The sequence below is a fragment of the Pseudomonas sp. FG86 genome (genome assembly GCF_057808775.1).
On record NZ_JBMDIS010000008.1, the window covers coordinates 36,804 to 63,623 of the forward strand.

Below are 26,820 nucleotides of genomic sequence, written 5' to 3' on the forward strand. Positions count from 1 at the left end.
CCTAAATTGGCGTCGATGGGCAAAACGATAGACCTAAAAAAGCCCCGCATCTTGTCCAGAGGCAGGACTTTTGCACTTTTTTACAGGGGCTGATGCGATCAGTCGCGTTTTTCAGCCCACAGGTCGTATTCATCGGCGTCGGTCACGGTGCACCAGACCTTGTCACCCGGCTTCAAGCCTGTGGCGTCGTCGATAAACACGTTGCCGTCGATTTCCGGCGCATCGAAGAAGCAACGGCCAACCGCGCCTTGTTCGTCGACTTCGTCGATCAGCACTTCGATTTCCTTGCCGATGCGCAGTTGCAGGCGCGCCGAGCTGATCGCTTGCTGATGCGCCATGAAACGCTCCCAACGGTCCTGCTTGACGTCATCCGGCACCACGGCCAGGTCCAGCAGGTTGGCCGGGGCACCTTCCACCGGCGAATACTGGAAGCAGCCGACGCGGTCCAGCTGGGCTTCGGTCAGCCAGTCGAGCAGGTATTGGAAGTCTTCTTCGGTTTCGCCGGGGAAGCCCACGATAAAGGTCGAACGGATGATCAGGTCCGGGCAGATTTCGCGCCAGTTCTTGATGCGCGCCAGGGTCTTGTCCTCGAAGGCCGGGCGTTTCATGGCCTTGAGCACTTTCGGGCTGGCGTGCTGGAACGGGATGTCCAGGTACGGCAGGATCTTGCCGGCGGCCATCAGCGGGATCAACTCGTCCACGTGCGGGTACGGGTAAACGTAGTGCAGGCGCACCCACACACCCAGGCTGCTCAAGGCTTCGCACAGTTCGGTCATGCGGGTTTTCACCGGCGCGCCGTTCCAGAAGCCGGTGCGGTACTTCACGTCGACGCCGTAGGCGCTGGTGTCCTGGGAGATCACCAGCAGCTCTTTTACGCCGGATTTAACCAAGCGCTGGGCTTCGTCCAATACATCACCCACGGGGCGGCTGACCAGCTTGCCGCGCATCGACGGGATGATGCAGAAGCTGCAGCTGTGGTTGCAGCCTTCGGAAATCTTCAGGTACGCGTAGTGACGCGGGGTCAGCTTGATGCCTTGCGGCGGCACCAGGTCGATCAGCGGGTTGTGGTCCTGGCGCGGTGGCACGACGTCGTGCACGGCGTTGACCACCTGTTCGTACTGCTGCGGGCCGGTCACCGCCAACACGCTCGGGTGCACATTGCGGATATTGCCTTCTTCCACACCCATGCAGCCGGTCACGATGACCTTGCCGTTTTCCTTGATGGCTTCGCCGATCACTTCCAGCGACTCTGCCTTGGCCGAGTCGATGAAGCCGCAGGTATTGACCACCACCACGTCCGCGTCCTGGTAAGTGGACACCACGTCATAACCTTCCATGCGCAGTTGGGTCAGGATGCGTTCGGAGTCAACCAGGGCCTTCGGGCAACCCAGGGAAACAAAGCCAACCTTGGGGTTGGCCTTTGCGATGGTGGTGGACATGTCTAACCTCGGTATTGAATGACGCCGCCAGTCGGGCATGACAGGGCTGCGGACGGGCGCTTGCTGCGCCTCTGATCAAAAAGTGCGCAATTCTAGCGACGGGCAACGCACTTGACCAGCTTTATGCAGGGAAATGCGACGAGTGCTGCGCTATGCTTCGCGCCGTTGCTCGCGGGGAAAGCCCTGGGTCAATAAAACGTCTGTTACGAGAAGTAAAACAGCGCATGCTAGGGTCAGCTTAGGCGCGTTGTTTATAAAAGACCTCAGGTCAAAGGGCAGGAGTGGTTGATGGGTCAGGCAAGTAGTCAGGCAGCGGGTGCCGAGCATTCAAACGCCAAGCCGATAGGCATGCTGGTGGCGGCGGTCGGGGTGGTGTACGGCGATATTGGTACCAGCCCGCTCTATACCCTTAAAGAGGTGTTTGCCGGGGGGTATGGGGTTTCAGTCAATCATGACGGGGTCTTCGGCATTCTGGCGTTGATTTTCTGGTCGCTGGTCTGGGTGGTGTCGATCAAGTACGTGCTGTTTATCCTGCGCGCCGACAACCAGGGCGAGGGCGGCATCATGGCCCTGACGGCGCTGGCGCGGCGGGCGGCGTCGCCGTATCCCAAGTTGCGGTCGGTGCTGGTGATTCTCGGCCTGATCGGTGCCGCGCTGTTCTACGGCGATAGCATGATCACCCCGGCAATCTCGGTACTCTCGGCGGTAGAGGGCCTTGAACTGGCCTTTGATGGGCTTGAGCGCTGGGTCGTGCCGTTGTCGCTGGTGGTGCTGGTGGGCCTGTTCCTGATCCAGAAACACGGCACCGACCGTATCGGCAAGCTGTTCGGCCCGGTCATGGTGTTGTGGTTCCTGGTGCTGGCGGGCCTGGGGGTGCATGGCATCAGCCAGCATCCGGAAGTGCTCAACGCGCTGAACCCGGTCTGGGGTGTGCGCTTCTTTGTCGTCCACCCCGGCATGGGCGTGGCGATTCTCGGCGCTGTGGTGCTTGCCTTGACCGGTGCCGAGGCGCTGTACGCTGACATGGGCCACTTCGGGCGCAAGCCCATCGCCCGTGCCTGGTTCGCCCTCGTGCTGCCGGCGCTGGTGCTCAACTATTTCGGCCAGGGCGCGTTGTTGCTGGAAAACCCCGAAGCGGCGCGCAACCCGTTCTACCTGCTGGCGCCGAGCTGGGCGTTGATTCCGCTGGTGGTGCTGTCGACCCTGGCGACGGTGATTGCGTCCCAGGCCGTGATTTCCGGTGCGTTCTCCCTGACTCGCCAGGCGATCCAGCTGGGCTACATCCCCCGTATGCACATCCAGCACACCTCCAGCGCCGAGCAAGGCCAGATCTACATTGGTGCTGTGAACTGGTCGTTGATGGTGGGCGTGATCCTGCTGGTACTGGGCTTCGAGTCCTCCAATGCCCTGGCTTCCGCCTACGGTGTCGCGGTGACTGGCACCATGCTGATCACCAGTATCCTGGTGTCGGCGGTGATGCTGTTGCTGTGGAAGTGGCCACCGCTGCTGGCGATTCCGGTATTGATCGGTTTCCTGCTGGTGGACGGCCTGTTCTTCGCCGCCAACGTGCCGAAAATCGTCCAGGGCGGTGCGTTCCCGGTGTTGGCGGGGATCGTGTTGTTTATCCTGATGACGACGTGGAAACGCGGCAAGGAACTGCTGATGGATCGCCTCGACGAAGGCGGCCTGCCACTGCCGATCTTTATCGGCAGCATCCGTGTGCAACCGCCCCATCGTGTGCAGGGCACCGCGGTGTTCCTCACCGCACGGCCCGACGCCGTGCCCCACGCGCTGTTGCACAACCTGCTGCATAACCAGGTGCTGCACGAGCAGGTGGTGTTGCTGACGGTGGTCTATGAGGATATTCCGCGGGTGCCGGCCGCACGGCGCTTCGAGGTGGATGCCTACGGGGAAGGTTTCTTCCGCGTGATCCTGCACTTCGGCTTTACCGATGAGCCGGACGTGCCTGAAGCGTTGAAACTGTGCCATCTGGACGAGCTGGATTTCAGCCCGATGCGCACCACGTACTTCCTCAGCCGCGAAACGGTCATCGCCTCGCGGATCAAAGGCATGGCGCGCTGGCGCGAGGGCTTGTTCGCGTTCATGTTGAAGAACGCCAACGGCAACCTGCGTTTCTTCAAGCTCCCGGTCAACCGGGTGATCGAGCTGGGCACCCAGGTCGAAATGTAAGAGGCCGCACCACGGGAGCCGGCAATCGGCTCCCGTTTTCGTTTCTGAACCCTGTGCAATCCAGCGTTGTCGACTAGGCTCTAAGCACTGTTGTGTAGGAGCGGGCTTGCCCGCGAAAAACGTTAACGGTAACGCCTCGCTCCTCGATAAACGCGGTGTCTATGAGGCTTTCGCGAGCCAGCTCGCTCCTACAGAAGTGCCCAAAAGCCAAGAAGAGGTGCGCCATGAGTCAGCTGCTCGAACCCTATACCCTGCGCCAATTGACCCTGCTCAATCGCATTGCCGTGTCGCCGATGTGCCAATACTCCTGTGTCGATGGCCTGGCTAATGACTGGCACCTCGTCCACCTTGGCAGTCGTGCCGTCGGCGGCGCCGGGCTGATTTTTACCGAAGCCACCGCGGTCACCGCCGATGGCCGTATCACCGCCCAAGACCTGGGCCTGTGGAACGATGAACAGATCGCACCCTTGCAACGCATCACCCGCTTTATCGCCGCCCAGGGCGCGGTGGCCGGCATTCAACTGGCCCACGCCGGGCGCAAGGCCAGCACCCATCGGCCGTGGATCGGCAAGCATGGCAGCGTCAAGCCGGAAGACGGCGGCTGGGTGCCGGTGGGGCCGTCGCCGATTGCCTTTGACCCGAACCACACGCAACCCCGGCAACTGGATGACGCTCAGATCCAGCAAGTGATCAGCGACTTTGTCGCCGCCGCCAAGCGTGCGTTGACCGCGGGTTTCGAGGTGGTGGAAATCCACGCGGCGCATGGTTACCTGTTACATCAATTCCTGTCGCCCATCAGCAACCAGCGTCAGGACCAATACGGCGGGTCCTTTGAAAACCGTATCCGCCTGGTGCTGCAAGTGACCGAAGCGGTGCGCGAAGCCTGGCCCCAGGAGCTGCCGTTGTTTGTGCGGGTATCGGCCACCGACTGGGTGGAAGACGGCTGGAACCCGGATGAAACCGTGGAACTGGCGCGTCGCCTCAAAGACCTGGGCGTGGACCTGATCGACGTGTCCTCCGGTGGCACCGCCGCCAATGCCGAGATCCCCACGGGGCCGGGCTACCAGACACGCTTCGCCGAGCGTGTGCGCAAAGAGTCGGGCATCGCCACCGGCACCGTCGGCATGATCACCGAACCGGCCCAGGCCGAGCACATCCTGCGCACCTGCCAGGCCGATATCATCTTCCTCGCCCGTGAACTGCTGCGTGACCCGTACTGGCCGCTGCATGCCGACGATGATCTCGGTGGGCGCAAGGCAATCTGGCCGGCCCAGTACCAACGGGCGACTCATCGGGACCAGCCGATTCATGAGTCTGATCTCAGGGATTGAGCCTTCATCCGCGCTCACAAAACCCACCCTGGCCCGGTGGGTTTTTTTTGCCCGCAACTGTGGGACAGGGCTGTAGGTATTTATTCCTGACCCAATTATTTAAGTGAATACTCTAAAAAAATCCCACACGTCACGAGATTGTTTCTACGCTTAGGGTAAGTCTGATTTCTGGCCCAGGAAGTCAGTCGGTTTGTCTGCCGAAGCATTGCGCTTCACGGGAGGCGGGTAATGGGCACACGGAGTTTTGATCGATATCAGGAGAAACAGTCCATGGCCAAGTCCTATGGTGTAGCGGGTGTGGTGGCGTCTTTTCTGACCCGCAGGGTGTACTTGCGCACCCGAAGGTTGAGTTCCGATGAAGCTGAATTACTGGCGCAGTATCGCGCCCTGACCGAAAGCGATCAGGTGGCGATGCGGTATCTGATTGGCGCGATGAAGAGCGTGTCGCGGTTCTGAGTCGCCGCTGAACATTGTGGGGACGGGCTTGCTGTGGTGAGCAAGCTTCCTCGCCACACCAAGCCCGCGCCCATGTTCAGGTCAGTGCATCATGTGTACTTACGTTGGTCCGGTGCCGGCGGGAAGTACTGGTACAGCCAGGTTTCGCTCAAGGTGCGGTCCTGGGTGCGGATAAACAAGCGCAGTTCCACCGGCTCCACGCTGTCGCTGGTCGGGTACCAGTCGAACAGAATGCGGTAGCCCTTGATGTTGTCGAGCACCAGCACGCTGAAGTCTTTCACTTCACCATGGGAACAGGTGACCACGGGCTCGATACCGGTGCCGGGTGGCAGGCGATCCAGGCCGCCGCCCTTGAAGTCCACGGCGAAACGGCGTGCCCAAACTGGCGGGTAATGCTCGCCCGGTGCCCACCCTTCGATGAAGCCGCCCATGCCGGAACGAGTCGCATCGACTTGCGCCAACGGCGTGCTCACTGGGGGCAGGGCACTCCAGTACAGTTTGTAGCCATAATTGAGCGAATCGCCGGCCGCCACGGGTTTTTTCGGCGTCCAGAAGGCCACGATATTGTCGAGGGTTTCGCCGGTGGTCGGGATTTCCAGCAGGTCGATCGAGCCTTCGCCCCAGGCGGTGGTGGGTTCGACCCACAGGCTTGGGCGCTTGCTGTACCAGTCCACGGTGTCCTGGTAGCTGGCGAACTCATGGTCGGTCTGCACCAGGCCGAAACCTTTCGGGTCGGTGTCGGCGAAGGCGTTGAATTGCAGCTTGGCCGGGTTGTTCAATGGGCGGCAAATCCACTCGCCATTGCCACGCCACATCGCCAGGCGGTCCGAGTCGTGGATTTGCGGGTGGATGGTGTCGCACATGCGCCGTTCGTGGGTGCCGCAACTGAACATACTGGTCATCGGCGCGATACCCAGTTGTTCGATGGCGGTGCGCGCATTGATATTGGCGTCGATGGCCATCACCACCTGGTTGGCCTGGCAGTCGATATCAAAGCGATAGGCGCCGGTGGCACTCGGCGAGTCGAGCAGGGCGTAGACCACGAAACGCGTGGCGTCCTTGTCCGGGGTTTCGAACCAGAACTGCGTAAAGTCGGGGAACTCCTCGCGCTTTTTCGCGTAGGTATCAATCGCCAGGCCTCGTGCGGAAAGGCCGTACTGGCCGGTGGAATCCACCGCGCGGAAGTAGCTGGCGCCGAGAAACGACAGCACGTCGTGGCGATCCAGTTCCGGTGCCTTGAACAGCTTGAAGCCAGAGAAGCCCAGGTCGCCGGTCAGTTGCTGAGTGTCGACCGTGGTTTTTTCATAGTTGAACAGCGAAGGGCGGAAATGCACTTCGCGGGCTTCCCGGGTCTTCGGGTCGACACTGTGCATGCGCACCGGCGTCTTGAAGCCCATGCCAACGTGGAAGAACTGCACGTCCAATTGGCCGTTCAACTCCTTCCACAGCGAATGCTTGCCGTCGTAGCCGATGGCATTGAAATTCTGCGGGGTCATGGTCGCCAGTGTCGGCGGCAGCACCTGTTTGGTGTCTTTATATGCGGTCCCGGCGAGCTGTTTGGCCTGGGCCTTCAGCGTTTCGAAATCGAACGCCACGGCCTTGCCGTCGGCGGCACGGTTCCCGGCCCAGGCCTGCGCGGCCAGCAGGCCACTGGCTGACAATCCGGTGTAAGCCGCAATGGCCATGGATGCTTTAAGCAAATTCCTGCGGTGCATAGACACAACCTGTCGTGAGCAAATCCAGCGCCGTTCCTGGCACGTAACGGATCAAAAATAACGGTTCGGACATGCCTTCGACCAAACGCAACGGACATTAAACAGACGCCGGATAGCTTAAGCGGTTCTATGACGTAGGAAAAATGATTGATGTCGGGGTGATGGCGCCGCATATGAAACAAGACATTTCCGGGCTGTGAGTGAACACATTACCCAACCATTATGAAGATCCAAAGGTGGGAGGGAGCAACCGGTATAAACCGGGGACATCGTTTACATCTCTAACCGGGGAAGGGAGATGGCGACGTCGTTGAGGACGTCGCGGTGGGTGATGTCCATGGGGGAAACCTGGGTTTTATCGCTGTAGGTGTTTCAACTGTAGGAGCGAGCTTGCTCGCGAAGAACGTCAACGATAACGCGGACATTCTGATTGACCGCGGTGCTCTTGCGTTCTTCGCGAGCAAGCTCGCTCCTACAATTAAAGCGTTAAAGCGTTAAAGCGTTAAAGCGTTAAAGCGTTAAAGCGTTTGGGCGTGGATCAGTGCTTGAACATCACATGGCGAACCGTGGTGTAGTCCTCCAACCCATACATGGACATGTCTTTGCCATACCCCGACAGCTTCTGGCCGCCGTGGGGCATTTCGCTGACGAGCATGAAGTGGGTGTTCACCCAGGTGCAGCCGTATTGCAAACGAGCGGCCAGGCGATGGGCGCGCCCCACATCGGCCGTCCATACGGATGACGCCAGACCGTAGTCCGAATCATTGGCCCAGCCCAGCACCTGCGCCTCATCGGTGAACTTGGTCACCGACACCACCGGCCCGAACACTTCGCGGCGCACGATCTCGTCATCCTGCTGCGCATCAGCCAACACCGTCGGCTCAAAGAAGAAACCGTTGCCTTCGACCGCCTTGCCGCCGGTGACCAGGCGAATATGCGGCTGCGCCATGGCGCGTTCGACAAACCCGGCGACACGGTCGCGGTGCTGTGCGGTGATCAGCGGCCCCAGCTCGGTGCTGGGGTCATCCTGCAAGCCGTACTTGATGCTGGCGACGGCGGCGCCGAGCTTTTCGACAAAGGCGTCGTAGATATCGGCCTGCGCATAAATGCGGCAGGCGGCCGTGCAATCCTGGCCCGCGTTATAGAAACCGAAGGTGCGAATGCCCTCGACGGCGGCATCGATATCGGCGTCATTGAAGATGATCACCGGGGCCTTGCCCCCCAGTTCCATGTGCATGCGCTTCACGTTGTCAGCAGTGCTGGCGATGATATTCGCACCGGTGGCGATGGAGCCGGTCAACGACACCATGCGCACTTTCGGGTGAGTCACCAGGGGGTTGCCCACGGTAGGCCCACGACCGAAAACCAGGTTGAGTACGCCGGCCGGGAATATCTCCGACGCGAGCTCGACCAGGCGCAGCGCGGTCAGCGGGGTTTGTTCCGATGGCTTGAGCACTACGGTATTACCCGCAGCGAGGGCTGGAGCGATCTTCCAGGCGACCATCATCAGCGGGTAGTTCCACGGCGCGATGGAGGCGATCACGCCCACCGGGTCGCGGCGGATCATCGAGGTGTGGCCGGGCAGGTATTCGCCGCCGGCCGAACCGCTCATGCAGCGGCTGGCGCCGGCGAAGAAACGAAACACGTCGGCAATCGCCGGGATCTCGTCGTTCAGCGCCGCGCTGTAAGGCTTGCCGCAGTTGTCCGATTCCAGCTTGGCCAGCTCTTCGCCATGGGCTTCGATCACGTCCGCCAGTTTGAGCAGCAACAGCGAACGATCCTTGGGCGCGGTCTGCGACCAGCTTTCAAAGGCCGCATCGGCGGCGCGCACGGCGGCGTCGACCTGGGCTTCGCTGGCTTCCTTGATTTCCACCAGCACGCGGCCGAGTGCCGGGTTGAAGATGGCTTGGATCGGGCCTTCGCCTTCGACCAGGTGGCCGTTGATCAAGAGTTTGGTTTGCATGGTTCAATCCTCCTCAACACTATTGTTATGTCACTGAAAGAACCGGGTTCACATGTGGGAGGGGGCTTGCCCCCGATAACAGTGTGTCAGTCAACACATGGGGGGCTGATGTACCGCCATCGGAGCAAGCCCCCTCCCACATTTGAGCGCGGTGCCTTCAATAAAAAAGTTATTTACCGCCACTACCGGCCACGCTTTCACCGCCGCGCGTCAGGTAATAGGCCCCCAGAATCGGGAACATCGTCACGATCATCACCAGCATCGCCACCACGTTGGTCACCGGTACATCCCGTGGGCGACTGAGCTGGTTGAGCAGCCACAGCGGCAAGGTGCGCTCGTGCCCGGCGGTGAAGGTGGTGACGATGATTTCGTCGAACGACAGCGCAAACGCCAGCATGCCGCCGGCCAGCAGCGCCGAACCGAGGTTGGGCATGATGATGTAGCGGAAGGTCTGCCAGCCGTCGGCGCCCAGGTCCATCGATGCTTCGATCAGGCTGTGGGAGGTGCGGCGCAGGCGGGCGATGACGTTGTTGTAGACGATCACCACGCAGAAGGTCGCATGGCCGACGATGATGGTGAACATCCCCGGCTCGATGCCCAGGGTCTTGAACGTTGCCAGCAGGGCGATACCGGTGATGATCCCCGGCAGTGCAATCGGCAGGATCAGCATCAACGACACGCCTTGCTTGCCAAAGAACTCACGGCGATACAGGGCGGCCGACGCGAGCGTGCCGAGCACCATGGCGATCAGGGTGGCGATGCCTGCAATTTGCAGCGACAGCTTGATCGCTTCCAGCACGTCGGGCCGGGCGAAGGCCACGCTGAACCACTTCAGGGTAAAGCCCTGGGGCGGGAAGCTGAACGCGGCTTCTTCGGTGTTGAAGGCGTAAAGGAAGATGATCAGGATCGGAAAGTGCAGGAACACCAGGCCGCCCCAGGCTGCAATCTTCAAGCCGAGTGATGATTTTTCAGAGTGCATCGAAGGCCCCCAGGCGTTTGACGATGGACAAGTACACCGCGATCAGCACGATCGGCACCAGGGTGAACGCCGCGGCCATGGGCATATTGCCGATGGCGCCTTGCTGGGCATACACCATGCCGCCGACGAAGTAACCCGGTGGGCCGACCAGTTGCGGCACGATGAAATCGCCCAGGGTCAGCGAAAAAGTGAAGATCGAACCGGCGGCAATCCCCGGCACCGACAGCGGCAAGATCACCTGCATGAACGTCTGGCGCGGCTTGGCGCCCAGATCGGCCGAGGCTTGCAGCAGCGACGGTGGCAAACGCTCCAGCGAGGCCTGGATCGGCAGGATCATGAACGGCAACCAGATATAGACAAACACCATGAACCGCCCCAGGTGTGAGGTGCTCAAGGTGCTGCCGCCCACGCCGGGAATGCCCAGCACGAACTGCAACACCGGCTCCAGGCCCAGGTGCTGCACGAACCACTGCGCCACACCGCCCTTGGCCAGCAGCAAGGTCCAGGCATAGGCCTTGACGATATAGCTGGCCCACATCGGCATCATCACCGCGATGTAGAAGAACGCCTTGGTCTTGCCCGTGGTGTAGCGCGCCATGTAGTAGGCAATCGGGAAGGCCACTATCGCGCTGGCGATCGACACCACGATCGCCATGCTCAGGGTGCGCAGGATGATGTCGAAGTTCGACGGCTGGAACAGCGCGGCGAAGTTGGCCAGGGTCAGGTCCGGGGTGACCGCCATGGTGAAATCGTCAAAGGTATAGAAGCCTTGCCACAGCAGGGTCAGCAACGAACCCAGGTAGATCGCGCCGAACCAGATCAGTGGCGGCACCAGCAGCATCGCCAGGTAAAGGTTGGGCTTGCGGTACAGCAGGTTGGAAAACCTGCGCATCGGTGGTTGGGAAAGGGCCTGGCTCATGTCAGACCTCGCCTGCGATATCGGTCAGCGGAGTCATGGCTCCCCGCGCCCAACGGGCGGTGATGGGCTGGCCGACCTGATGGCCGCTGCTGATGTCCAGCCACTGGTTGTTGGCCTGGCTGATGTTCAGCGCCTGGCCGTTTTCCAGTTTCAATTCATAGCGGGTGGCGCTGCCCTGGTACTGAATGTCATGCAACAGGCCGCTGATCTCCACGTCGCCAGCCCCCAACGGGCCTTCGGCGAACCGCACGTGTTCCGGGCGGATCGAGAACGGCTGCGCACTGCCGCTGAGGCGCTGGGCCAGTTCACCGCGAATCACGTTGGAGGTGCCGACGAACTCGGCGACGAACACGGTGGCCGGCTTCATATAGAGATTGCGCGGCGTATCCACCTGCTCGATGCGACCCTTATTGAACACGGCCACGCGGTCCGACATCGACAGGGCTTCGGTCTGGTCGTGGGTGACGAAGATAAAGGTGATGCCCAGTTGGCGTTGCAGCTTTTTCAGCTCGCTTTGCATCTGCTCGCGCAGCTTGAGGTCGAGCGCGCCCAGGGGTTCGTCCAGCAGCAATACGCGCGGGCGATTGACCAGGGCGCGGGCAAGGGCCACGCGCTGGCGTTGCCCGCCGGAGAGTTGCACCGGTTTGCGCTCGCCATAGCCACCGAGGGCGACCATGGCCAGGGCTTCTTCGGCGCGCTCGAGGCGTTCGGGCTTGCCCACGCCTTTGACTTTCAGGCCATAGGCCACGTTGTCGAGCACGTTCATATGGGGGAACAGCGCGTAATCCTGGAACACGGTATTGACGTCGCGCTGATACGGCGGCAAGCCCGCGGCTTCCTCGCCGTGAATACGGATCGAGCCTGCGCTCGGCTGCTCGAACCCGGCAATCAGGCGCAGGCAAGTGGTCTTGCCGGAGCCGGAAGGGCCGAGCATGGAAAAGAACTCGCCGTCCTGGATATCGATGGAAACCCGGTCAACGGCTTTCACTTCGCCGAACTGCCGGGAGACGTGGGTGAATTGGACTGCAAGCGTCATGGTGCGGTGCTCCCAAAAGGCGCGGGTCGTCGCAGCGGCCCGGCCTGGACTTCTGAAAAATCAAAACATCTATGAATGCGGTCAATGTGGGAGGGGGCTTGCCCCCGATAGCGGTGGTTCAGTGACAGATAGGTTGGCTGACACATCGCAATCGGGGGCAAGCCCCCTCCCACAGGAGGCCTATGTTGTCTGGGAAGCCTCAGCGGCCGCCCATGATCGCGATGTAGTCCTGGGTCCAGCGGCTGTACGGCACGAACTTGCCGCCTTCAGCCTGCGGGGTTTTCCAGAAGGCGATCTTGTCGAACTGGTCGAAGCCGTTGGTCTTGCAACCCTCGGCACCCAGCAGTTCGCTGCCGGTGCAGGCCGCCGGCACCGCCGGCAGCGAGCCGAACCAGGCCGCGACATCGCCCTGGACCTTCGGCTGCAGCGACCAGTCCATCCACTTGTAGGCGCAGTTCGGGTGCTTGGCCTCGCTGTGCAACATGGTGGTGTCGGCCCAGCCGGTGGCGCCTTCCTTGGGAATAGTCGAGGCGATCGGCTGCTTCTCGTTGACCAGGCCGTTGACCTGATAAGGCCAGGCGCTGGAGGCCACCACGCCTTCGTTCTTGAAGTCACTCATCTGCACGGTGGTGTCGTGCCAGTAGCGGTGGATCAGCGGTTGCTGGGCGCGTAACAGCTCAAGCACCGCCTTGTACTGGGTTTCGGTCAGCTCATACGGGCTCTGGATGCCCAGTTCCGGCTTGGTCGACTTGAGGTACAGCGCCGCATCGGCGATGTAGATCGGGCCGTCATACGCCTGCACGCGACCTTTGTTCGGCTTGCCGTCCGGCAGGTTCTGCGCCTCGAAGAGCACGCTCCAACTGGTGGGTGCGGTCTTGAACACGTTGGTGTTGTACATCAACACGTTCGGGCCCCATTGGTACGGCGTGCCGTAGGTTTGCTGGCCGACCACGTACCAAGGCGCATCTTTCAGGCGCGGGTCGATGCTCTTCCAGTTGGGGATCAATGCGGTGTTGATTGGCTGCACACGCTTGCCGACGATCAACCGCAGCGACGCATCGCCCGACGCGGTGACCAGGTCGTAACCGCCCTTGGCCATCAAACTGACCATTTCGTCAGAGGTGGCGGCGGTTTTCACATTGACCTTGCAGCCGGTTTCTTTCTCGAAACCTGTGACCCAATCGTAGGCTTTATCGCTCTCGCCACGTTCGATATAGCCGGGCCAGGCGACGATATCCAACTGGCCTTCACCAGCGCCCACCGCCTTGAGCGGCTCGGCGGCGTGGAGACTGACGCTCGCCAGCAGCGCGGTGGTCAGGGCACTGAGCAGTGCGGTCTTGTGCGCGGACATGGGGGTTCCCTCTTCTTTAATTATGGTCGGGGCAGTTTTGTGCAACCGGTGACGCATGAGCTTAGTTGTTGTTTTAAAGGTGCTGGCCGTGGCGCGCCATGATGTGGCGCACCACGCTGTAGTCCTGTAGCGAATCACTGGACAGATCTTTCCCATACCCCGAGCGCTTCAAGCCGCCGTGGGGCATTTCGCTGACCAGCATGAAATGGCTGTTGATCCAGGTGCAGCCGTATTGCAGGCGCGCCGCCACTTGCATGGCCTTGTCCAGGTTCTGGGTCCACACGGAGGAGGCCAGGCCGTATTCCGAATCATTGGCCCAATCCACCGCCTGTTCCAGCTCCTCGAAGCGCGTCACCGTGACCACGGGGCCGAACACTTCGCGCTGGACGATTTCATCGTGCTGCTTACAGCCGGCGAGCAAGGTCGGCTGGTAATAAAAGCCTGCGCCGGAATGCACGGCGGCGCCGGTGATCCGCTCGATATGCGGTTGGCCGAGGGCGCGTTCGACAAAACTGGCGACGCGGTCGCGCTGGCGCGTACTGATCAGCGGGCCGAGTTCGTTGTCGGCATCGCGCTTGCCCGCAAAGCGCAGGCTGCTGACGGCGGCGCCGAGGTCGGCGACCAGTTTGTCGTGAATGCCCGCCTGGGCGTAGATGCGGCATGCCGCAGTGCAATCCTGGCCAGCGTTGTAGTAACCGTAGGCGCGCACGCCCTCGACCACGGCTTGCAAGTCGGCGTCGTTGCACACGATCACCGGCGCCTTGCCGCCCAATTCCAGGTGCGTGCGTTTCAGGGTTTTGGACGCGGCTTGGAGGATTTTCTGCCCGGTGACGATGTCGCCGGTCAGTGACACCATGCGCACCTTCGGGTGGCTGACCAGATGGCTGCCCACCCCTTCGCCGCCGCCACACAGAATATTGATCACCCCGCGTGGCAGCAGCGCTTTAAGGACGGGGGCAAGGGCGAGGATCGACAGCGGCGTGTGTTCCGAGGGCTTGAATACCAATGTATTACCCGCGGCGAGCGCAGGGGCGATCTTCCATGCGGCCATCATCAGCGGGTAATTCCATGGCGCGATGGAGGCAACGACGCCAATCGGATCACGCCGCACCATGCTGGTGTAGCCCGGCAGGTATTCGCCGCTGAGCTGGCCGGTCTGGCACCGCACGGCCCCGGCGAAGAAGCGGAACACATCGACGGTGGCGCTCAAGTCATCCTGGCGCGCCAGGTGCAACGGCTTGCCGCAGTTCAGGGATTCGAGGCGGGCCAGGTAGTCGGCCTGTTTCTCGATGGCTTCGGCAATGCCCAGCAGGATGTTCGACCGCTGCTGCGGCGTGGTCCGCGACCAGCCGGCAAACGCCCAGTGGGCGGCGAGGATGGCGCTTTCGACCTGCTCGGCGCTGGCTTCGGCGATCTGGGTAAGGACTTCGCCGGTGGCCGGGTTGAGGATCGGCTCGGCAAAACCCTGGCCCTGGACCAGTTCGCCGTCGATCAGCAACGCAGTGAGCAGCGGGGTGGGCGCGCCGGACATTTTTCTCGATCTCTTTTCTTGTGTGGCCATGGGCGTTCTCTTACGAGGGCCTGACCTTTCTCTTAGGGGATGAACAGAGACTAGAGGTCAGACGCGAGGTCAACAAATACTAAATACTGAATGCCGCATTCGATTAAATAGATGGCTTGCGCGGGTGTGGCTGCTCACGCGCGACGGTCAGGAACGGGTCGACCAGCGCCGGTCGCGCCGTGCCGCGGCGCCAGGCCAGGCCGACATCGAGGGTCTGGCTGAGGTCGGCGATGGGCCGCGCTTCAATAATGTCGCCCTCCAGGGACCAGGGGCGGTACGTCATATCCGGCTGGATCGACACACCCAGGCCCGCCGCCACCAGGCTGCGCACCGCTTCGGTGGATGCCGTGCGCAGGGTCACGCGCGGATGCAGCCCGGCACCGGCCCACAGGCGTTGGGCGTTGTGGCCCATTTCATCGACGTTCAACTGAATCAACGGCTCGCGCGCGACATCGGCGAGGTTGATGCTGTCGTGCTCCAGCAGTGGATGTTGCGCCGGCAGCCACAGGCGGTGGGGCGAGTGGGTGAGCACTTCGGTCTGCAGGGCGTGGCGGTCTTCGAGGTTGGAGAGGATCAGCACCCCCACATCGATCTCGCCGCTGACCAGCAAATGCTCGATGTACGGGCGCTCGTCTTCCATTACGCGGATTTCCACATTGGGGTAGGCGCGTTGGAAACGGGTGAGCAGGTCGGCCAGGTAGTAGCCGGCCACCAGGCTGGTCACGCCGATGATCAATTGTCCGGCGACCTGGTCGGTGCTCTGTTGCAGGCTGCGCTTGGCGTTGTCGACGGTGGCCAGGATCAAGTGCGCCTGGCGCAGGAACTGATGACCCTGGTGGGTCAGGGTCATGCCCTTGGCGTGGCGGTTGAACAGGTTGACGCCGATTTCCTGCTCCAGTTGCTGGATCGCCAGGGTCAGTGTGGACTGGGAAATGAACGCGGTCTGCGCGGCGGCGGAGATCGAGCCGGTCTCGGCCACGGCGATGAAATGGCGGATTTGACGCAAGGTCATCATGCTGGAATTACCAGTGGGGTGTTTTTATCGATTTTCTCGAGTGTATATCGGTTTATGCGAACGGCAGTTGCAAGCTTCAAGCCGTAAGCACTGCGTTACATCTGGAAGCACTCTAGATCGGGGTTTTTTGGCGCTTAGTTTTACGCTGGGAGCCTATTGGTCCTACGAACCCTGGTGTCTGGAGGCTACGCATGAATACCCGTGGATTACTCGATCAACTGCTCAAGTCTGGTCAGGACATGTTGCAGAACAAGGCCGGTGGCCAGCGCAAATCCGACGACCAAGGTGCCCTCGGCGGGTTGCTCGGCAGTGGCGGGCTCGGCAGCTTGCTCGGCGGCGCCGGTGGTGGAGCCCTGGCGGCCGGGGCCATGGGCCTGCTGCTGGGCAATAAAAAAGCCCGCAAGTTTGGCGGCAAGGCCCTGACCTATGGCGGGTTGGCGGCATTGGGCGTGATCGCCTACAAAGCCTACGGTAACTGGCAGGCGCAACAGGCCGGCGCGCCCCAAGGCGAGCCGCAAACCATCGACCGCCTGCCGCCGGCCCAGGTCGAGCAACACAGCCAAGGCATCCTCAAGGCATTGGTGGCGGCGGCCAAGGCCGACGGGCATGTGGATGAGCGCGAGCGCGCGCTGATCGAAGGGGAGTTCACCAAGCTGGACAACGACCGCGAATTGCAAAGCTGGCTGCATGCCGAGCTGAACAAACCCCTGGACCCGGCCGATGTGGCCCGTGCCGCCAGTACCCCGGAAATGGCCGCCGAGATGTACATCGCCAGTGTGATGCTGGTGGATGAGGAAAACTTTATGGAGAAGACCTATCTGGATGAGTTGGCGCGGCAATTGAAGCTCGAGCCTGGCTTGAAGGTTGAGCTGGAAAAGCAGGTACGGCTTAACCCATAGCCACTGAGTGTATGCAAATCCAAATAATGTGAGAGGGAGTAAGCCCACTTCTCACATTTGCATTGGGAACTATCCAAGAAGTACGGTACTGAATTGCCCAATCAGGTTGCGTCGTCTCATCAGAGGCGGGGTAGTGGCAAACCCCCAGGTCTGGCCAATTCGAGTGTGATGAGGGAGCGCTCTTCTGCGGGATGCCGATAGTCTTTGAGACGACCCACCTCCAACATCACGTGGTATTTGTTTTCTACCCGCCACTCCGTCCCCAGCCCGCTGTGTCGCCTATGTTGGTATTTGATCATTGCGGTATCCAGGGTGCGGCCAGTTGCAACTTGATGAGATAGCGTTCTTCAGTGGGATTTCGAACGTCTCTGAAACGATTAACCACCAGCATTACTTGGTATTTTTTACCGGCCTGCCAAAAAGACGTACCACCCTGGTTCACGTTCCGCAAGCGGGCGCGCCATTCAGGGGTGTCGGCGAAGGGTGGACCGTCTTTTACATGAATGGGGATCCAGCCACCTTTGCGCCACTGCTCTTGCAGGTCCAGAACGACTTTGAGGGTGTCGTCGAGCAGTAGTGGTTCTACTTGAGGGGACAAGCTGAGATCCGCGACTCGCATATCGTTGTATCTAATCATAAAGAAACGAGCAGGCGGGCTTACGAATCCATACTGAGGGTCTATGAAGCGCAGGCGAGCATCAGATTTCGGTATCGCTCCCCAATAGTATCCAGCGACAGCAGGGCCGATGCTTACGTTAGATCGCTGACGCATATCCTCCCAGGGTTCGCCAAGTACCAATGCGATTTCTGGCGTACTGGTAAAGAAACGTATCATTCCCACCATTAGTGCCGAAGCAAGCAGTGTAAGGGCGGCATTCTGCCAATTCACTGTTGATAGCCTTTTCATCGGACACCCCGGCCTTCCGCGACATCTTCCAGCGCTTCTTCAATTCGATACCGTTCATCACTATTTAATAGTTTGTCGAACTGCGCCGCAGCCTTGAGCACGAAAGCCATGCGTTGATCGATATCGGCCAAGTTAGCGGCGGGGTTGTTACTGAACTCAATAGTTCGGTCATCATTAACAGCTCGGCATTGGCTTGCCAGCGTCAGTTCAATGGCTTGGGCGACACCGGACGGTATGCCTGTGACGTAGGAAAAATGGTTGCTACGCAGCAGGGCCACCAGCTTTTGGTCGGTATACATTGTCGGTTGGAGAATATTTCGTTGCTCGTGCCAAGCCAAATGCACAACACTTTCTTCAATATTGCCCGCGTCAATGGCTTCGAATGCTTGCAGGATTTCACCGTGGCTCGTACCAAACTCCAGTACGTCGTTGCCAATGGGCCACAGTACAGGCGGTTGACCATGTTCAAAAATGTTTTTGCGAGACCGTAGACAAGTCTCAAGCAACCCCAACCCCCGATCCCTATAAAACGCATGCAACGGAAATACATCCAAAAACAGTGTGGTATTCCCCATCGCCATCATCTCGTACACATGCTGATAAAGCTGCTGCACGCTCGATAACGATTCGCCCTCACCCCGCCAATCAACATTAGGCATTGGGTTATTGCGGGCGGCCTGCACGTATTCGCGCTGCCGTTGCTCGTACTCCCGCAGTTTTGCCCGCCGTTCACGCTCCTCGGCGCTGAACAACCCCCACACCCCTTTCCGGGCGCTCCTCCTCAACTGCTGCGCCGCTTCGTATTCCACCTGAATCTTCTCGATGGAGTCAGCCGCATGCAGCAAGCCACACCCCACTTGCTTGGACGCAAACGCCGCAAGGCCCGCCCACTGAAAACGGTTATCGAGCCGCCAGAGGTGGGCGTACGCGGAGTTGATAAGTCGATTGCGCAACCTGGGGTCGGCGATCAGCTTGCCGCCCGGCGCTACCACATCCTCTGCCTGCTTCTGGTAGAAGCGCCAATTGCGCTCGCAGGATGAATCGAGCACCTCGCTGAATGTCGGAGTAGTGGGCCTTGAGGCTGAGGTGGGCGTTGTTCGAGGCGTTGTCACCTGAACTTGCGAAGGACGCAATACAGGGGGCGCGGCTTTGCACTCTACCGAAGTATCTTCGGCGGTAAGGGTCTGATACCGCTCGAACTGGTCGGTGATCAGGTGAGGGGGCGGGTCGCATTTGCACAGGCAGATATCGTCCGAGAGCGCCACTTTTCGCCCCCGCGCGTACTGGCTCCGGCGCGGCCCGACACAGACGATGGTTCCCGTGGTTTTACAAGCCGGGCAAAGCACTTCGTGGCCCTCAAGTGCAATGTCGACCTGCTTGATCCTGAAGTTTTCCAAGCCGCCGACGACGGTACCGCCAGCTGTGGTCTTCGCTCCTCGGGTAATAAAATAGCGTCGCATGCCAGATATGTCCTTTTGTTAACTGGGACAAGCACGCTAGGGGAGCTAAGAAAAGCCTAATAGTCAGACGCTTCTTGGGCTGGTGTAGGTTGGTTCTGCAATAACTCACCCGGGATGTTTTTGTATTCTGTGCGCCCTCCATCAAAACCCATTGATAAATGAGGGCTTCTGCTCAGCTATACTCCCCTCCATTTGAATGGCCCTTCGAGGAAATACTGTGAAGAATTGGACCTTGCGCCAGCGAATTTTGGCGAGCTTTGCGGTCATTATCGCGATAATGCTGCTGATGGTCGTGGTGTCCTACTCACGGTTGCTGAAGATCGAAGCCAGCCAGGAATCGGTCCGCGACGATGCGGTCCCCGGGGTTTACCTCAGTTCGATGATTCGCAGCGCGTGGGTCGACAGCTATTTGCTGACTGTCGACATCATTGGCTTGCGCGACGAAAAGACCCTCACCAGTTCCGACAAGACCGACTACAAGTCTTTCGAAACGCGCATTGAACTGCTGATGGCCAGCTATGAAAAAACCGTTCATGGCCAGGCTGACCGCATGGAGTTCGATAACTTCAAGGCGTCGCACATCAACTACAACAAAGCGCTGGCCGAGGTGCTGGCTCGGATTGAGGCCAACGACCTGCCGGGGGCGAACGTGTTGCTTGAAGAGCAATTGACGCCGATCTGGACCGAAGGGCGCATGAAGCTCAACGACATCATCACTGAAAACAAGGACGTATCCGACCGGGCCACGGCGGCCATCGACGACGCGGTGCTGTCCGCCAAGATCAGCATGGCGGTGTCGCTGATCGTTGCCATCCTCGCCGCCGGCCTGTGTGGCCTGTTGTTGATGCGCGCGATCATGGCGCCGATGCATCGCATCGTCGAAATCCTCGGCGTCATGCGTACCGGTGACCTCAGCAAACGCCTGAACCTGGCGCGCAAGGACGAGTTCGGCGAGGTGGAGACCGGCTTCAACGACATGATGACCGAGCTGACTGCCCTGGTTGCCCAGGCACAGCGTTCGTCGGTGCAGGTCACCACCTCGGTCACCGAGATTGCCGCTACCTCCAAGCAGCAGCAGGCCACAGCCACTGAAACCGCGGCAACCACCACCGAAATCGGCGCCACTTCGCGGGAGATCGCGGCCACCTCCAAGGACCTGGTCCGTACCATGACCGAAGTGTCCACGGCTGCCGACCAGGCTTCGGTCGCCGCCGGTTCCGGCCAGCAGGGCCTGGCGCGCATGGAAGAGACCATGCACTCGGTGATGGGCGCCGCCGACCTGGTCAACGCCAAGCTGGCGATCCTCAATGAGAAGGCCGGCAACATCAACCAGGTGGTCGTGACGATCGTCAAGGTCGCCGACCAGACCAACCTGTTGTCCCTCAACGCGGCCATCGAGGCCGAGAAAGCCGGTGAGTACGGTCGGGGCTTTGCCGTGGTGGCCACCGAGGTACGGCGCCTGGCCGACCAGACCGCCGTGGCCACCTACGATATCGAACAGATGGTGCGCGAGATTCAGTCGGCGGTGTCCGCCGGGGTGATGGGCATGGACAAGTTCTCCGAAGAAGTGCGCCGGGGCATGTTCGAAGTGCAGCAAGTGGGCGAACAACTCTCGCAGATCATCCATCAGGTGCAGGCCCTGGCGCCGCGGGTGTTGATGGTCAACGAAGGCATGCAGGCCCAGGCCACGGGTGCCGAGCAGATCAACCACGCCCTGGTGCAACTGGGCGATGCCAGCAGCCAGACCGTCGAGTCCTTGCGCCAGGCCAGCTTTGCCATCGATGAGCTGAGCCAGGTGGCGGTCGGTCTGCGCAGCGGCGTGTCGCGTTTCAAAGTCTGATGAGCGACCTCGCGGCTAAACGCGGCGCCGTCCCGGCAGCGAAAAAGGCCTTGTTCCTGGTGTTCCACATCGGTGACGAGCGTTATGCCCTCAGGGCCACTGAGGTGGCCGAGGTGCTGCCGCGCCTGCTGCTCAAACCCATCGCCCATGCACCGCAGTGGGTCGCAGGCATCTTTGCCCATCGGGGCGCGATGGTGCCGGTTATCGACCTGAGCGCCCTGGCCTTCGGCAAACCGGCCCAGGTCCGCACCAGCACACGCTTGGTGCTGGTCAATTACCAGCCCGAACCCTGGCTCCAGGCGCGCTGGCTGGGGCTGATCCTGGAACAAGCCACGGACACCCTGCGTTGCGACCTGGGGGAGTTCAAGCCGTACGGCCTGGACAACCGCGCGGCGCCGTACCTGGGGCCGGTGCGTGAAGATGCCTTGGGCTTGATGCAGTGGATCGGCGTCAACGAATTGCTCACCGATGAAGTGCGCGCCTTGCTGTTTTCCGCCGAGCAAAGCCTATGAGCAACGACCCACGGTTTTTTGCGTTCCTGAAGCAACGCATCGGCCTGGACGTCGCTTCGGTCGGCGAGGCGATCATCGAGCGTGCCGTGCGCCAGCGTAGCCAGGTGAGCCAGGCGCAGACGGCGGATGAATATTGGCAGCACCTGCAACGTTCCCATGATGAACAGCAAGCGCTGATCGAAGCAGTGATCGTCCCCGAAACCTGGTTTTTCCGTTACCCCGAATCCTTCGCGACCCTGGCGCGGCTGGCGGTCGCCCGCCTGGCCGAGATCAAGCAAATGCGCGCATTGCGCATCCTCAGCCTGCCGTGTTCCACCGGCGAAGAGCCCTATTCGATCGCCATGGCCTTGCTCGACGCCGGGCTGGCACCGCACCAATTCAAGGTGCAAGGCATCGACGTCAGCCCGCTGTCGGTGGAGCGTGCCCGGCGCGGCGTATATGGCAAGAACTCCTTTCGGGGAGGGGACCTGACCTTTCGTGAGCGCCACTTCGTGGAGCACGCCGACGGGTTCCATATCGCCGACCGCGTACGCGAACAGGTACGCCTGCAAGTCGGTAACCTGCTCGACCCCGGATTGCTGGCGAATGAGCCCAGCTACGACTTTGTGTTCTGTCGCAACCTGCTGATCTATTTCGACCAGCCGACGCAAAAGCAAGTGTTCGACGTGCTCAAGGCCCTGACCCACGTGGACGGCGTGCTGTTTATCGGCCCGGCCGAGGGCAGCCTGCTGGGCCGCCATGGCATGCGCTCGATTGGGGTGCCGCAGTCGTTCGCCTTCAGTCGGCAGGGCGCGCCGGACCAACCGGAGCCGGCCTTTGTGCCAAGGCCCATGCCGGCGCCGCCGCGCAGTGCTGCACCGATTCCGCTCAAGCCACGCCCCTTCAGCACGGTTCGCCCCCATGGCGTGCCGATCAAGGCGCCGCCATCCGAGGCCGGTGACTTGCTCAGCCAGATCGCCACCCTGGCCAACGAGGGCAAAAGCGCCGAGGCCCGTGCGGCCTGTGAACGTTATTTGAATGCCCACCCACCGGTCGCCCAGGTGTTCTACTGGTTGGGGCTGCTCAGTGATGTGGCCGGCAGCGCCCTGGAAGCCCAGGGGTATTATCGAAAAGCCTTGTATCTGGAACCGCAGCACGCGCAGGCCTTGATGCACCTGGCTGCGTTACTCGAATCCCAGGGCGACAGCGCGGGGGCACGCCGCTTGCAGGCGCGTGCTGCCCGTAGTGAGCGAGCTGACAGTGAGTCCAAACGATGAGTAGCCCTGACGCACTCGACACCGCCGGCCTGGACCTGACCCTGGCCGACACCCAGGCCATCGATGATTGCTGGAACCGTATCGGCATCCATGGCGACAAGTCCTGCCCACTGCTGGCCGATCATATTCACTGCCGCAACTGCGCGGTGTACTCCGCCGCCGCCACGCGCTTGCTGGACCGCTACGCCCTGCAACAGGACGACCACCGCCGGGCAGCGGTCGAACTCGATCAGGATATCGTCACCCGTTCGTTGCTGATGTTCCGCCTCGGCGAAGAATGGCTGGGTATCGCCACCCGTTGCCTGGTGGAAGTGGCGCCGTTGCAACCGATTCACTCCCTGCCGCACCAGCGCTCCCGGGCGTTGCTCGGTGTGGCCAATGTGCGCGGCGCGCTGGTGGCGTGCCTGTCGCTGGTGGAACTGCTGGGCCTGGACGCCGCCGGCACCAGCGCCAGCAATGGGCGGAGCATGCCGCGCATGTTGATCATCGCCGCGCAGGATGGTCCGGTGGTGGTGCCGGTGGATGAAGTCGACGGCATCCACGCCATCGATGAGCGTACCTTGAAGGCAGCCTCGGCCTCCGGCACCCAGGCCAGCGCTCGCTTCACCCAAGGGGTGTTGCAGTGGAAAGGCCGCAGCCTGCGTTGGCTGGATGAGGCGCAATTGTTGTCTGCCGTGACCCGGAGCCTCACATGACCCCCGACCAGATGCGTGATGCCTCGCTGCTGGAACTGTTCAGCCTGGAAGCCGATGCGCAGACCCAGGTCTTGAACGCGGGCCTGCTGGCCCTGGAGCGCAACCCGACCCAAGCCGACCAGCTCGAGGCCTGCATGCGTGCCGCGCACTCGCTCAAGGGGGCCGCGCGGATTGTCGGTGTGGACGCCGGGGTCAGCGTGGCGCATGTCATGGAGGATTGCCTGGTCAGCGCCCAGGAAAGTCGCCTGTACCTGCAACCCGAGCATATCGATGCGCTGCTGCAAGGCACCGACCTGCTGATGCGCATCGCCACCCCGGGCAACACCGTGGGGCCGGCAGATATCGAGGCCTATGTGGCGTTGATGGAGCGCTTGCTCGATCCGTCGCAGCCCGTGGCGAAAGTCGCCCCACCGCCGGAGCCGGTACCGGTTCCCGCCCCTGTGGTCGAGGCGCTGCCGCCTGAACCCGAGCCCGCGCCGCCTGTTATCGGCGAGCCACCGCGCCACAACAAACGCATGACCGAAGGGGGCGAGCGGGTATTGCGGGTCACCGCCGAGCGCCTGAACAGCCTGTTGGACCTGTCCAGCAAATCCCTGGTGGAAACCCAGCGGCTCAAGCCTTACCTGGCCAGCCTGCAACGCCTCAAGCGGATCCAGAGCAACAGTGCGCGCGCCCTGGACCATCTCGATGGCCACCTCAAGCCCCTCGGCTTGCCCCTCGAAGCCCTGGAAGCCCTGGCTGACACCCGGCGCCTGTTGAGTGAAGCCCAGGCCCTGCTCGCAGAAAAAACCGCCGAGCTGGATGAGTTCGGCTGGCAGGCCGGGCAACGCGCCCAAGTGCTCTACGACACCGCGTTGGCCTGTCGCATGCGCCCGTTCGCCGATGTGCTGGCCGGGCAGGTGCGCATGGTGCGCGACCTCGGCCGCAGCCTGGGCAAGCAGGTGCGCCTGGAAATCGAGGGCGAAAAAACCCAGGTCGACCGCGACGTGCTGGAAAAGCTCGAAGCGCCGCTGACCCATCTGCTGCGCAATGCCGTCGACCATGGCATTGAACTGCCCGAACAGCGCCTGCTCGCGGGCAAGCCGGCAGAGGGCTTGATCCGCCTGCGCGCGTCCCATCAGGCTGGGCTGTTGGTGCTGGAGTTAAGCGACGACGGCAGTGGCGTCGACCTCGAGCGTCTGCGCGCCACCATCGTCGATCGGCACCTGGCCCCGCTGGACACCGCCCTGCGCCTAAGCGAAGAAGAACTGCTGACGTTCCTGTTCCTGCCGGGCTTCAGCCTGCGGGACAAGGTCACCGAGGTGTCCGGGCGCGGGGTCGGCCTGGACGCGGTGCAGCATATGGTGCGCCAATTGCGGGGTGCGGTGGTGCTGGAGCAGACGCCGGGGCAGGGCAGTCGTTTCCACCTCGAAGTGCCGTTGACCCTGTCGGTGGTGCGCAGCCTGGTGGTGGAAGTCGGCGAAGAAGCCTATGCCTTTCCGCTGGCCCACATCGAGCGCATGTGCGACCTGGCCCCCGACGACATTGTGCAACTGGAAGGGCGCCAGCACTTCTGGCACGAAGGCCGGCATGTCGGCCTGGTCGCGGCCAGCCAGTTGCTGCAGCGCCCGCCGGGGCAAAGCAATGACGAAACCCTGAAGGTGGTGGTGATTCGCGAGCGCGATGCGGTGTACGGCATTGCCGTGGAGCGTTTTGTCGGCGAGCGCACCCTGGTGGTGTTGCCGCTGGATGATCGCCTGGGCAAGGTCCAGGATATTTCTGCCGGCGCCTTGCTGGACGATGGCTCGGTCGTCTTGATCGTCGATGTCGAAGACATGCTGCGTTCGGTGGACAAACTGCTCAACACCGGCCGCCTGGAGCGTATCGCCCGGCGCAGCCAGCAGGCCACCGAAGCGCCACGCAAGCGGGTGCTGGTGGTCGACGACTCGCTCACCGTGCGCGAGTTGCAACGCAAATTGCTGCTCAATCGCGGTTATGAAGTGGCCGTGGCGGTCGATGGCATGGACGGCTGGAACGCCTTGCGCTCGGAAGACTTTGACCTGCTGATCACTGACATTGATATGCCTCGCATGGACGGTATTGAATTGGTCACACTCCTGCGGCGTGACACGCGCTTGCAATCGTTGCCGGTGATGGTGGTGTCGTACAAGGATCGCGAAGAGGACCGACGTCGGGGACTGGACGCTGGCGCCGACTATTATTTGGCCAAAGCCAGCTTTCACGACGACGCCCTGTTGGACGCCGTGGTGGAACTGATTGGAGGGGCCCGGGCATGAGGATTGCGATCGTCAATGACATGCCCATGGCCGTGGAAGCCCTGCGCCGTGCCTTGAGTTTCGAGCCCGCGCACCAGGTGGTGTGGGTTGCCAGCAATGGCCTCGAAGCGGTGCAGCGCTGCGCCGAACTGACGCCGGACCTGATCCTGATGGACCTGATCATGCCAGTGATGGACGGTGTGGAGGCCACCCGGCGGATCATGGCCGAGACCCCGTGCGCGATCGTGATCGTCACGGTCGACCGCCAGGCCAATGTCAGTCGTGTGTTCGAGGCCATGGGCCATGGTGCCCTGGATGTGGTGGATACACCGGCGCTCGGCGTGGGCAACCCCAAGGACGCGGCGGCGCCGTTGTTGCGCAAGATCCTCAATATTGGCTGGCTGATTGGCCAGCGTGGCAGCCGCGTACGCGCCGAAACCGCAGCCCCGCGCAGCACCGGCAAACGCCAGAGCCTGGTGGCGATCGGTTCCTCGGCCGGTGGGCCGGCTGCCCTGGAAATCCTCCTCAAGGGCTTGCCCCAGGACTTTCCCGCCGCCATTGTGCTGGTGCAGCATGTGGACCAGGTGTTCGCCGCCGGTATGGCCGAGTGGTTGAGCAGCGCCTCCGGCCTGCCGGTGCGCCTGGCACGCGAAGGCGAGCCGCCACAAAGCGGCGTGGTGCTGCTGGCCGGCACCAACCACCATATACGCCTGTTGAAAAATGGCACGCTGGCCTATACCGCAGAGCCGGTGAACGAAATTTACCGGCCGTCCATCGACGTGTTTTTCGAAAGCGTCGCCAGCCACTGGAATGGTGATGCCGTCGGCGTATTGCTGACCGGCATGGGCCGTGACGGAGCCCAGGGCCTCAAATTGATGCGTGAACAAGGATATTTGACCATCGCCCAGGACCAGCAGAGTTCGGCGGTGTATGGCATGCCCAAAGCGGCGGCGGCGATTGATGCTGCTGTTGAAATTCGCCCATTGGATAGAATTGCGCCCCGATTGCTGGAGGTGTTTGCAAAATGATCCGTACCTCCGG

General features: G+C 61.5%; 21 protein-coding genes. 10 read left to right on the forward strand and 11 right to left on the reverse strand.

Going from position 1 to position 26,820, the window contains the following annotated elements:
• Window positions 1–98 precede the first annotated feature (98 nt).
• Window positions 99–1,439, reverse strand: coding sequence for a 30S ribosomal protein S12 methylthiotransferase RimO (gene rimO / locus ACODSV_RS07870; protein ID WP_024073765.1), 1,341 nt, complete (start codon window positions 1,437–1,439; stop codon window positions 99–101).
• A 288-nt stretch (window positions 1,440–1,727) separates the two neighbouring features.
• Here rimO and ACODSV_RS07875 point away from each other — a divergent pair, with 288 nt between their 5' ends.
• From ACODSV_RS07875 to ACODSV_RS07885, 3 genes are all read left to right on the forward strand, one after another.
• Window positions 1,728–3,629 carry a potassium transporter Kup gene (locus ACODSV_RS07875; RefSeq protein WP_024073766.1) on the forward strand — a complete coding sequence of 634 codons (1,902 nt, stop codon included), beginning with the start codon at window positions 1,728–1,730 and terminating at the stop codon, window positions 3,627–3,629.
• A 224-nt stretch (window positions 3,630–3,853) separates the two neighbouring features.
• Window positions 3,854–4,960, forward strand: a complete 1,107-nt coding sequence (locus ACODSV_RS07880; RefSeq protein ID WP_024073767.1) for an NADH:flavin oxidoreductase/NADH oxidase — start codon at window positions 3,854–3,856, stop codon at window positions 4,958–4,960.
• A 270-nt stretch (window positions 4,961–5,230) separates the two neighbouring features.
• The gene (locus ACODSV_RS07885; protein WP_150054280.1) at window positions 5,231–5,416 is read left to right on the forward strand and encodes a hypothetical protein; all 186 of its coding nucleotides are present in this window, start codon (window positions 5,231–5,233) and stop codon (window positions 5,414–5,416) included.
• Between the two features lie 89 nt (window positions 5,417–5,505).
• Here ACODSV_RS07885 and ACODSV_RS07890 read toward each other — a convergent pair whose 3' ends face one another.
• The 8 genes from ACODSV_RS07890 to ACODSV_RS07925 all read right to left on the reverse strand — a co-directional run bounded on the left by ACODSV_RS07890 (window position 5,506) and on the right by ACODSV_RS07925 (window position 15,955).
• Window positions 5,506–7,131, reverse strand: a complete 1,626-nt coding sequence (locus ACODSV_RS07890; RefSeq protein ID WP_150054281.1) for a glucan biosynthesis protein D — start codon at window positions 7,129–7,131, stop codon at window positions 5,506–5,508.
• A 538-nt stretch (window positions 7,132–7,669) separates the two neighbouring features.
• Window positions 7,670–9,094, reverse strand: coding sequence for a gamma-aminobutyraldehyde dehydrogenase (locus tag ACODSV_RS07895; protein WP_024073771.1), 1,425 nt, complete (start codon window positions 9,092–9,094; stop codon window positions 7,670–7,672).
• A gap of 169 nt (window positions 9,095–9,263) precedes the next feature.
• Window positions 9,264–10,073: an ABC transporter permease gene (locus ACODSV_RS07900; protein ID WP_024073772.1), complete on the reverse strand. Its 810-nt coding sequence runs from the start codon at window positions 10,071–10,073 to the stop codon at window positions 9,264–9,266.
• A complete protein-coding gene (locus ACODSV_RS07905) occupies window positions 10,063–10,992 on the reverse strand; it encodes an ABC transporter permease (RefSeq protein WP_150055122.1) in 930 nt (309 codons plus the stop codon). Before ACODSV_RS07905 ends, ACODSV_RS07900 begins: the two co-directional genes overlap by 11 nt.
• Before the next feature lies 1 nt (window position 10,993).
• Window positions 10,994–12,028: an ABC transporter ATP-binding protein gene (locus tag ACODSV_RS07910; RefSeq protein WP_024073774.1), complete on the reverse strand. Its 1,035-nt coding sequence runs from the start codon at window positions 12,026–12,028 to the stop codon at window positions 10,994–10,996.
• 199 nt (window positions 12,029–12,227) lie between these two features.
• Window positions 12,228–13,379 carry a putative ABC transporter substrate-binding protein YdcS gene (gene ydcS / locus ACODSV_RS07915; protein ID WP_150055042.1) on the reverse strand — a complete coding sequence of 384 codons (1,152 nt, stop codon included), beginning with the start codon at window positions 13,377–13,379 and terminating at the stop codon, window positions 12,228–12,230.
• 73 nt (window positions 13,380–13,452) lie between these two features.
• Window positions 13,453–14,910: a gamma-aminobutyraldehyde dehydrogenase gene (locus tag ACODSV_RS07920; RefSeq protein ID WP_190300960.1), complete on the reverse strand. Its 1,458-nt coding sequence runs from the start codon at window positions 14,908–14,910 to the stop codon at window positions 13,453–13,455.
• Window positions 14,911–15,043: 133 nt separating this feature from the next.
• Complete coding sequence (locus ACODSV_RS07925) at window positions 15,044–15,955, reverse strand: LysR family transcriptional regulator (protein ID WP_024073777.1); 912 nt, start codon at window positions 15,953–15,955, stop codon at window positions 15,044–15,046.
• 191 nt (window positions 15,956–16,146) lie between these two features.
• Between ACODSV_RS07925 and ACODSV_RS07930 the strand changes: the two genes are divergently transcribed.
• A complete protein-coding gene (locus ACODSV_RS07930) occupies window positions 16,147–16,854 on the forward strand; it encodes a tellurite resistance TerB family protein (protein WP_150055044.1) in 708 nt (235 codons plus the stop codon).
• A gap of 295 nt (window positions 16,855–17,149) precedes the next feature.
• Here the strand turns inward: ACODSV_RS07930 and ACODSV_RS07935 are convergent, their stop codons facing one another.
• A complete protein-coding gene (locus ACODSV_RS07935; protein WP_150055046.1) occupies window positions 17,150–17,761 on the reverse strand; it encodes a hypothetical protein in 612 nt (203 codons plus the stop codon).
• On the reverse strand, window positions 17,758–19,221 hold the full coding sequence (locus ACODSV_RS07940; protein ID WP_150055047.1) for a PAAR domain-containing protein: 1,464 nt from the start codon (window positions 19,219–19,221) through the stop codon (window positions 17,758–17,760). The genes ACODSV_RS07935 and ACODSV_RS07940 overlap by 4 nt, the downstream gene beginning before the upstream one ends.
• Window positions 19,222–19,438: 217 nt before the next feature.
• Between ACODSV_RS07940 and ACODSV_RS07945 the strand changes: the two genes are divergently transcribed.
• From ACODSV_RS07945 to ACODSV_RS07970, 6 genes are read left to right on the forward strand one after another with little or no spacing between them, the layout of a single operon-like run.
• Window positions 19,439–21,061: a methyl-accepting chemotaxis protein gene (locus ACODSV_RS07945; RefSeq protein WP_024073779.1), complete on the forward strand. Its 1,623-nt coding sequence runs from the start codon at window positions 19,439–19,441 to the stop codon at window positions 21,059–21,061.
• The gene (locus tag ACODSV_RS07950; RefSeq protein WP_024073780.1) at window positions 21,061–21,573 is read left to right on the forward strand and encodes a chemotaxis protein CheW; all 513 of its coding nucleotides are present in this window, start codon (window positions 21,061–21,063) and stop codon (window positions 21,571–21,573) included. Before ACODSV_RS07945 ends, ACODSV_RS07950 begins: the two co-directional genes overlap by 1 nt.
• On the forward strand, window positions 21,570–22,829 hold the full coding sequence (locus ACODSV_RS07955) for a CheR family methyltransferase (RefSeq protein ID WP_150055183.1): 1,260 nt from the start codon (window positions 21,570–21,572) through the stop codon (window positions 22,827–22,829). Before ACODSV_RS07950 ends, ACODSV_RS07955 begins: the two co-directional genes overlap by 4 nt.
• On the forward strand, window positions 22,826–23,524 hold the full coding sequence (locus ACODSV_RS07960) for a chemotaxis protein CheW (RefSeq protein ID WP_024073782.1): 699 nt from the start codon (window positions 22,826–22,828) through the stop codon (window positions 23,522–23,524). Before ACODSV_RS07955 ends, ACODSV_RS07960 begins: the two co-directional genes overlap by 4 nt.
• Window positions 23,521–25,800, forward strand: coding sequence for a hybrid sensor histidine kinase/response regulator (locus ACODSV_RS07965; RefSeq protein ID WP_150055185.1), 2,280 nt, complete (start codon window positions 23,521–23,523; stop codon window positions 25,798–25,800). The genes ACODSV_RS07960 and ACODSV_RS07965 overlap by 4 nt, the downstream gene beginning before the upstream one ends.
• Window positions 25,797–26,807, forward strand: a complete 1,011-nt coding sequence (locus ACODSV_RS07970; RefSeq protein WP_150055186.1) for a chemotaxis response regulator protein-glutamate methylesterase — start codon at window positions 25,797–25,799, stop codon at window positions 26,805–26,807. Before ACODSV_RS07965 ends, ACODSV_RS07970 begins: the two co-directional genes overlap by 4 nt.
• Window positions 26,808–26,820 lie beyond the last annotated feature (13 nt).

What these genes read in the sequence shown, in the direction of transcription:
- ACODSV_RS07920 (WP_190300960.1), bottom strand. Translation starts at nt 14,910, where the DNA reads ATGTCCGGCGCGCCCACCCCGCTGCTCACTGCGTTGCTGATCGACGGC.
- rimO (WP_024073765.1), bottom strand. Translation starts at nt 1,439, where the DNA reads ATGTCCACCACCATCGCAAAGGCCAACCCCAAGGTTGGCTTTGTTTCC.
- ACODSV_RS07950 (WP_024073780.1), top strand. Translation starts at nt 21,061, where the DNA reads ATGAGCGACCTCGCGGCTAAACGCGGCGCCGTCCCGGCAGCGAAAAAG.
- ACODSV_RS07890 (WP_150054281.1), bottom strand. Translation starts at nt 7,131, where the DNA reads ATGCACCGCAGGAATTTGCTTAAAGCATCCATGGCCATTGCGGCTTAC.
- ACODSV_RS07905 (WP_150055122.1), bottom strand. Translation starts at nt 10,992, where the DNA reads ATGAGCCAGGCCCTTTCCCAACCACCGATGCGCAGGTTTTCCAACCTG.
- ACODSV_RS07960 (WP_024073782.1), top strand. Translation starts at nt 22,826, where the DNA reads ATGAGTAGCCCTGACGCACTCGACACCGCCGGCCTGGACCTGACCCTG.
- ACODSV_RS07940 (WP_150055047.1), bottom strand. Translation starts at nt 19,221, where the DNA reads ATGCGACGCTATTTTATTACCCGAGGAGCGAAGACCACAGCTGGCGGT.
- ACODSV_RS07965 (WP_150055185.1), top strand. Translation starts at nt 23,521, where the DNA reads ATGACCCCCGACCAGATGCGTGATGCCTCGCTGCTGGAACTGTTCAGC.
- ACODSV_RS07955 (WP_150055183.1), top strand. Translation starts at nt 21,570, where the DNA reads ATGAGCAACGACCCACGGTTTTTTGCGTTCCTGAAGCAACGCATCGGC.
- ACODSV_RS07875 (WP_024073766.1), top strand. Translation starts at nt 1,728, where the DNA reads ATGGGTCAGGCAAGTAGTCAGGCAGCGGGTGCCGAGCATTCAAACGCC.
- ACODSV_RS07930 (WP_150055044.1), top strand. Translation starts at nt 16,147, where the DNA reads ATGAATACCCGTGGATTACTCGATCAACTGCTCAAGTCTGGTCAGGAC.
- ACODSV_RS07925 (WP_024073777.1), bottom strand. Translation starts at nt 15,955, where the DNA reads ATGATGACCTTGCGTCAAATCCGCCATTTCATCGCCGTGGCCGAGACC.
- ACODSV_RS07935 (WP_150055046.1), bottom strand. Translation starts at nt 17,761, where the DNA reads ATGAAAAGGCTATCAACAGTGAATTGGCAGAATGCCGCCCTTACACTG.
- ACODSV_RS07900 (WP_024073772.1), bottom strand. Translation starts at nt 10,073, where the DNA reads ATGCACTCTGAAAAATCATCACTCGGCTTGAAGATTGCAGCCTGGGGC.
- ACODSV_RS07895 (WP_024073771.1), bottom strand. Translation starts at nt 9,094, where the DNA reads ATGCAAACCAAACTCTTGATCAACGGCCACCTGGTCGAAGGCGAAGGC.
- ACODSV_RS07910 (WP_024073774.1), bottom strand. Translation starts at nt 12,028, where the DNA reads ATGACGCTTGCAGTCCAATTCACCCACGTCTCCCGGCAGTTCGGCGAA.
- ACODSV_RS07970 (WP_150055186.1), top strand. Translation starts at nt 25,797, where the DNA reads ATGAGGATTGCGATCGTCAATGACATGCCCATGGCCGTGGAAGCCCTG.
- ACODSV_RS07885 (WP_150054280.1), top strand. Translation starts at nt 5,231, where the DNA reads ATGGCCAAGTCCTATGGTGTAGCGGGTGTGGTGGCGTCTTTTCTGACC.
- ACODSV_RS07880 (WP_024073767.1), top strand. Translation starts at nt 3,854, where the DNA reads ATGAGTCAGCTGCTCGAACCCTATACCCTGCGCCAATTGACCCTGCTC.
- ydcS (WP_150055042.1), bottom strand. Translation starts at nt 13,379, where the DNA reads ATGTCCGCGCACAAGACCGCACTGCTCAGTGCCCTGACCACCGCGCTG.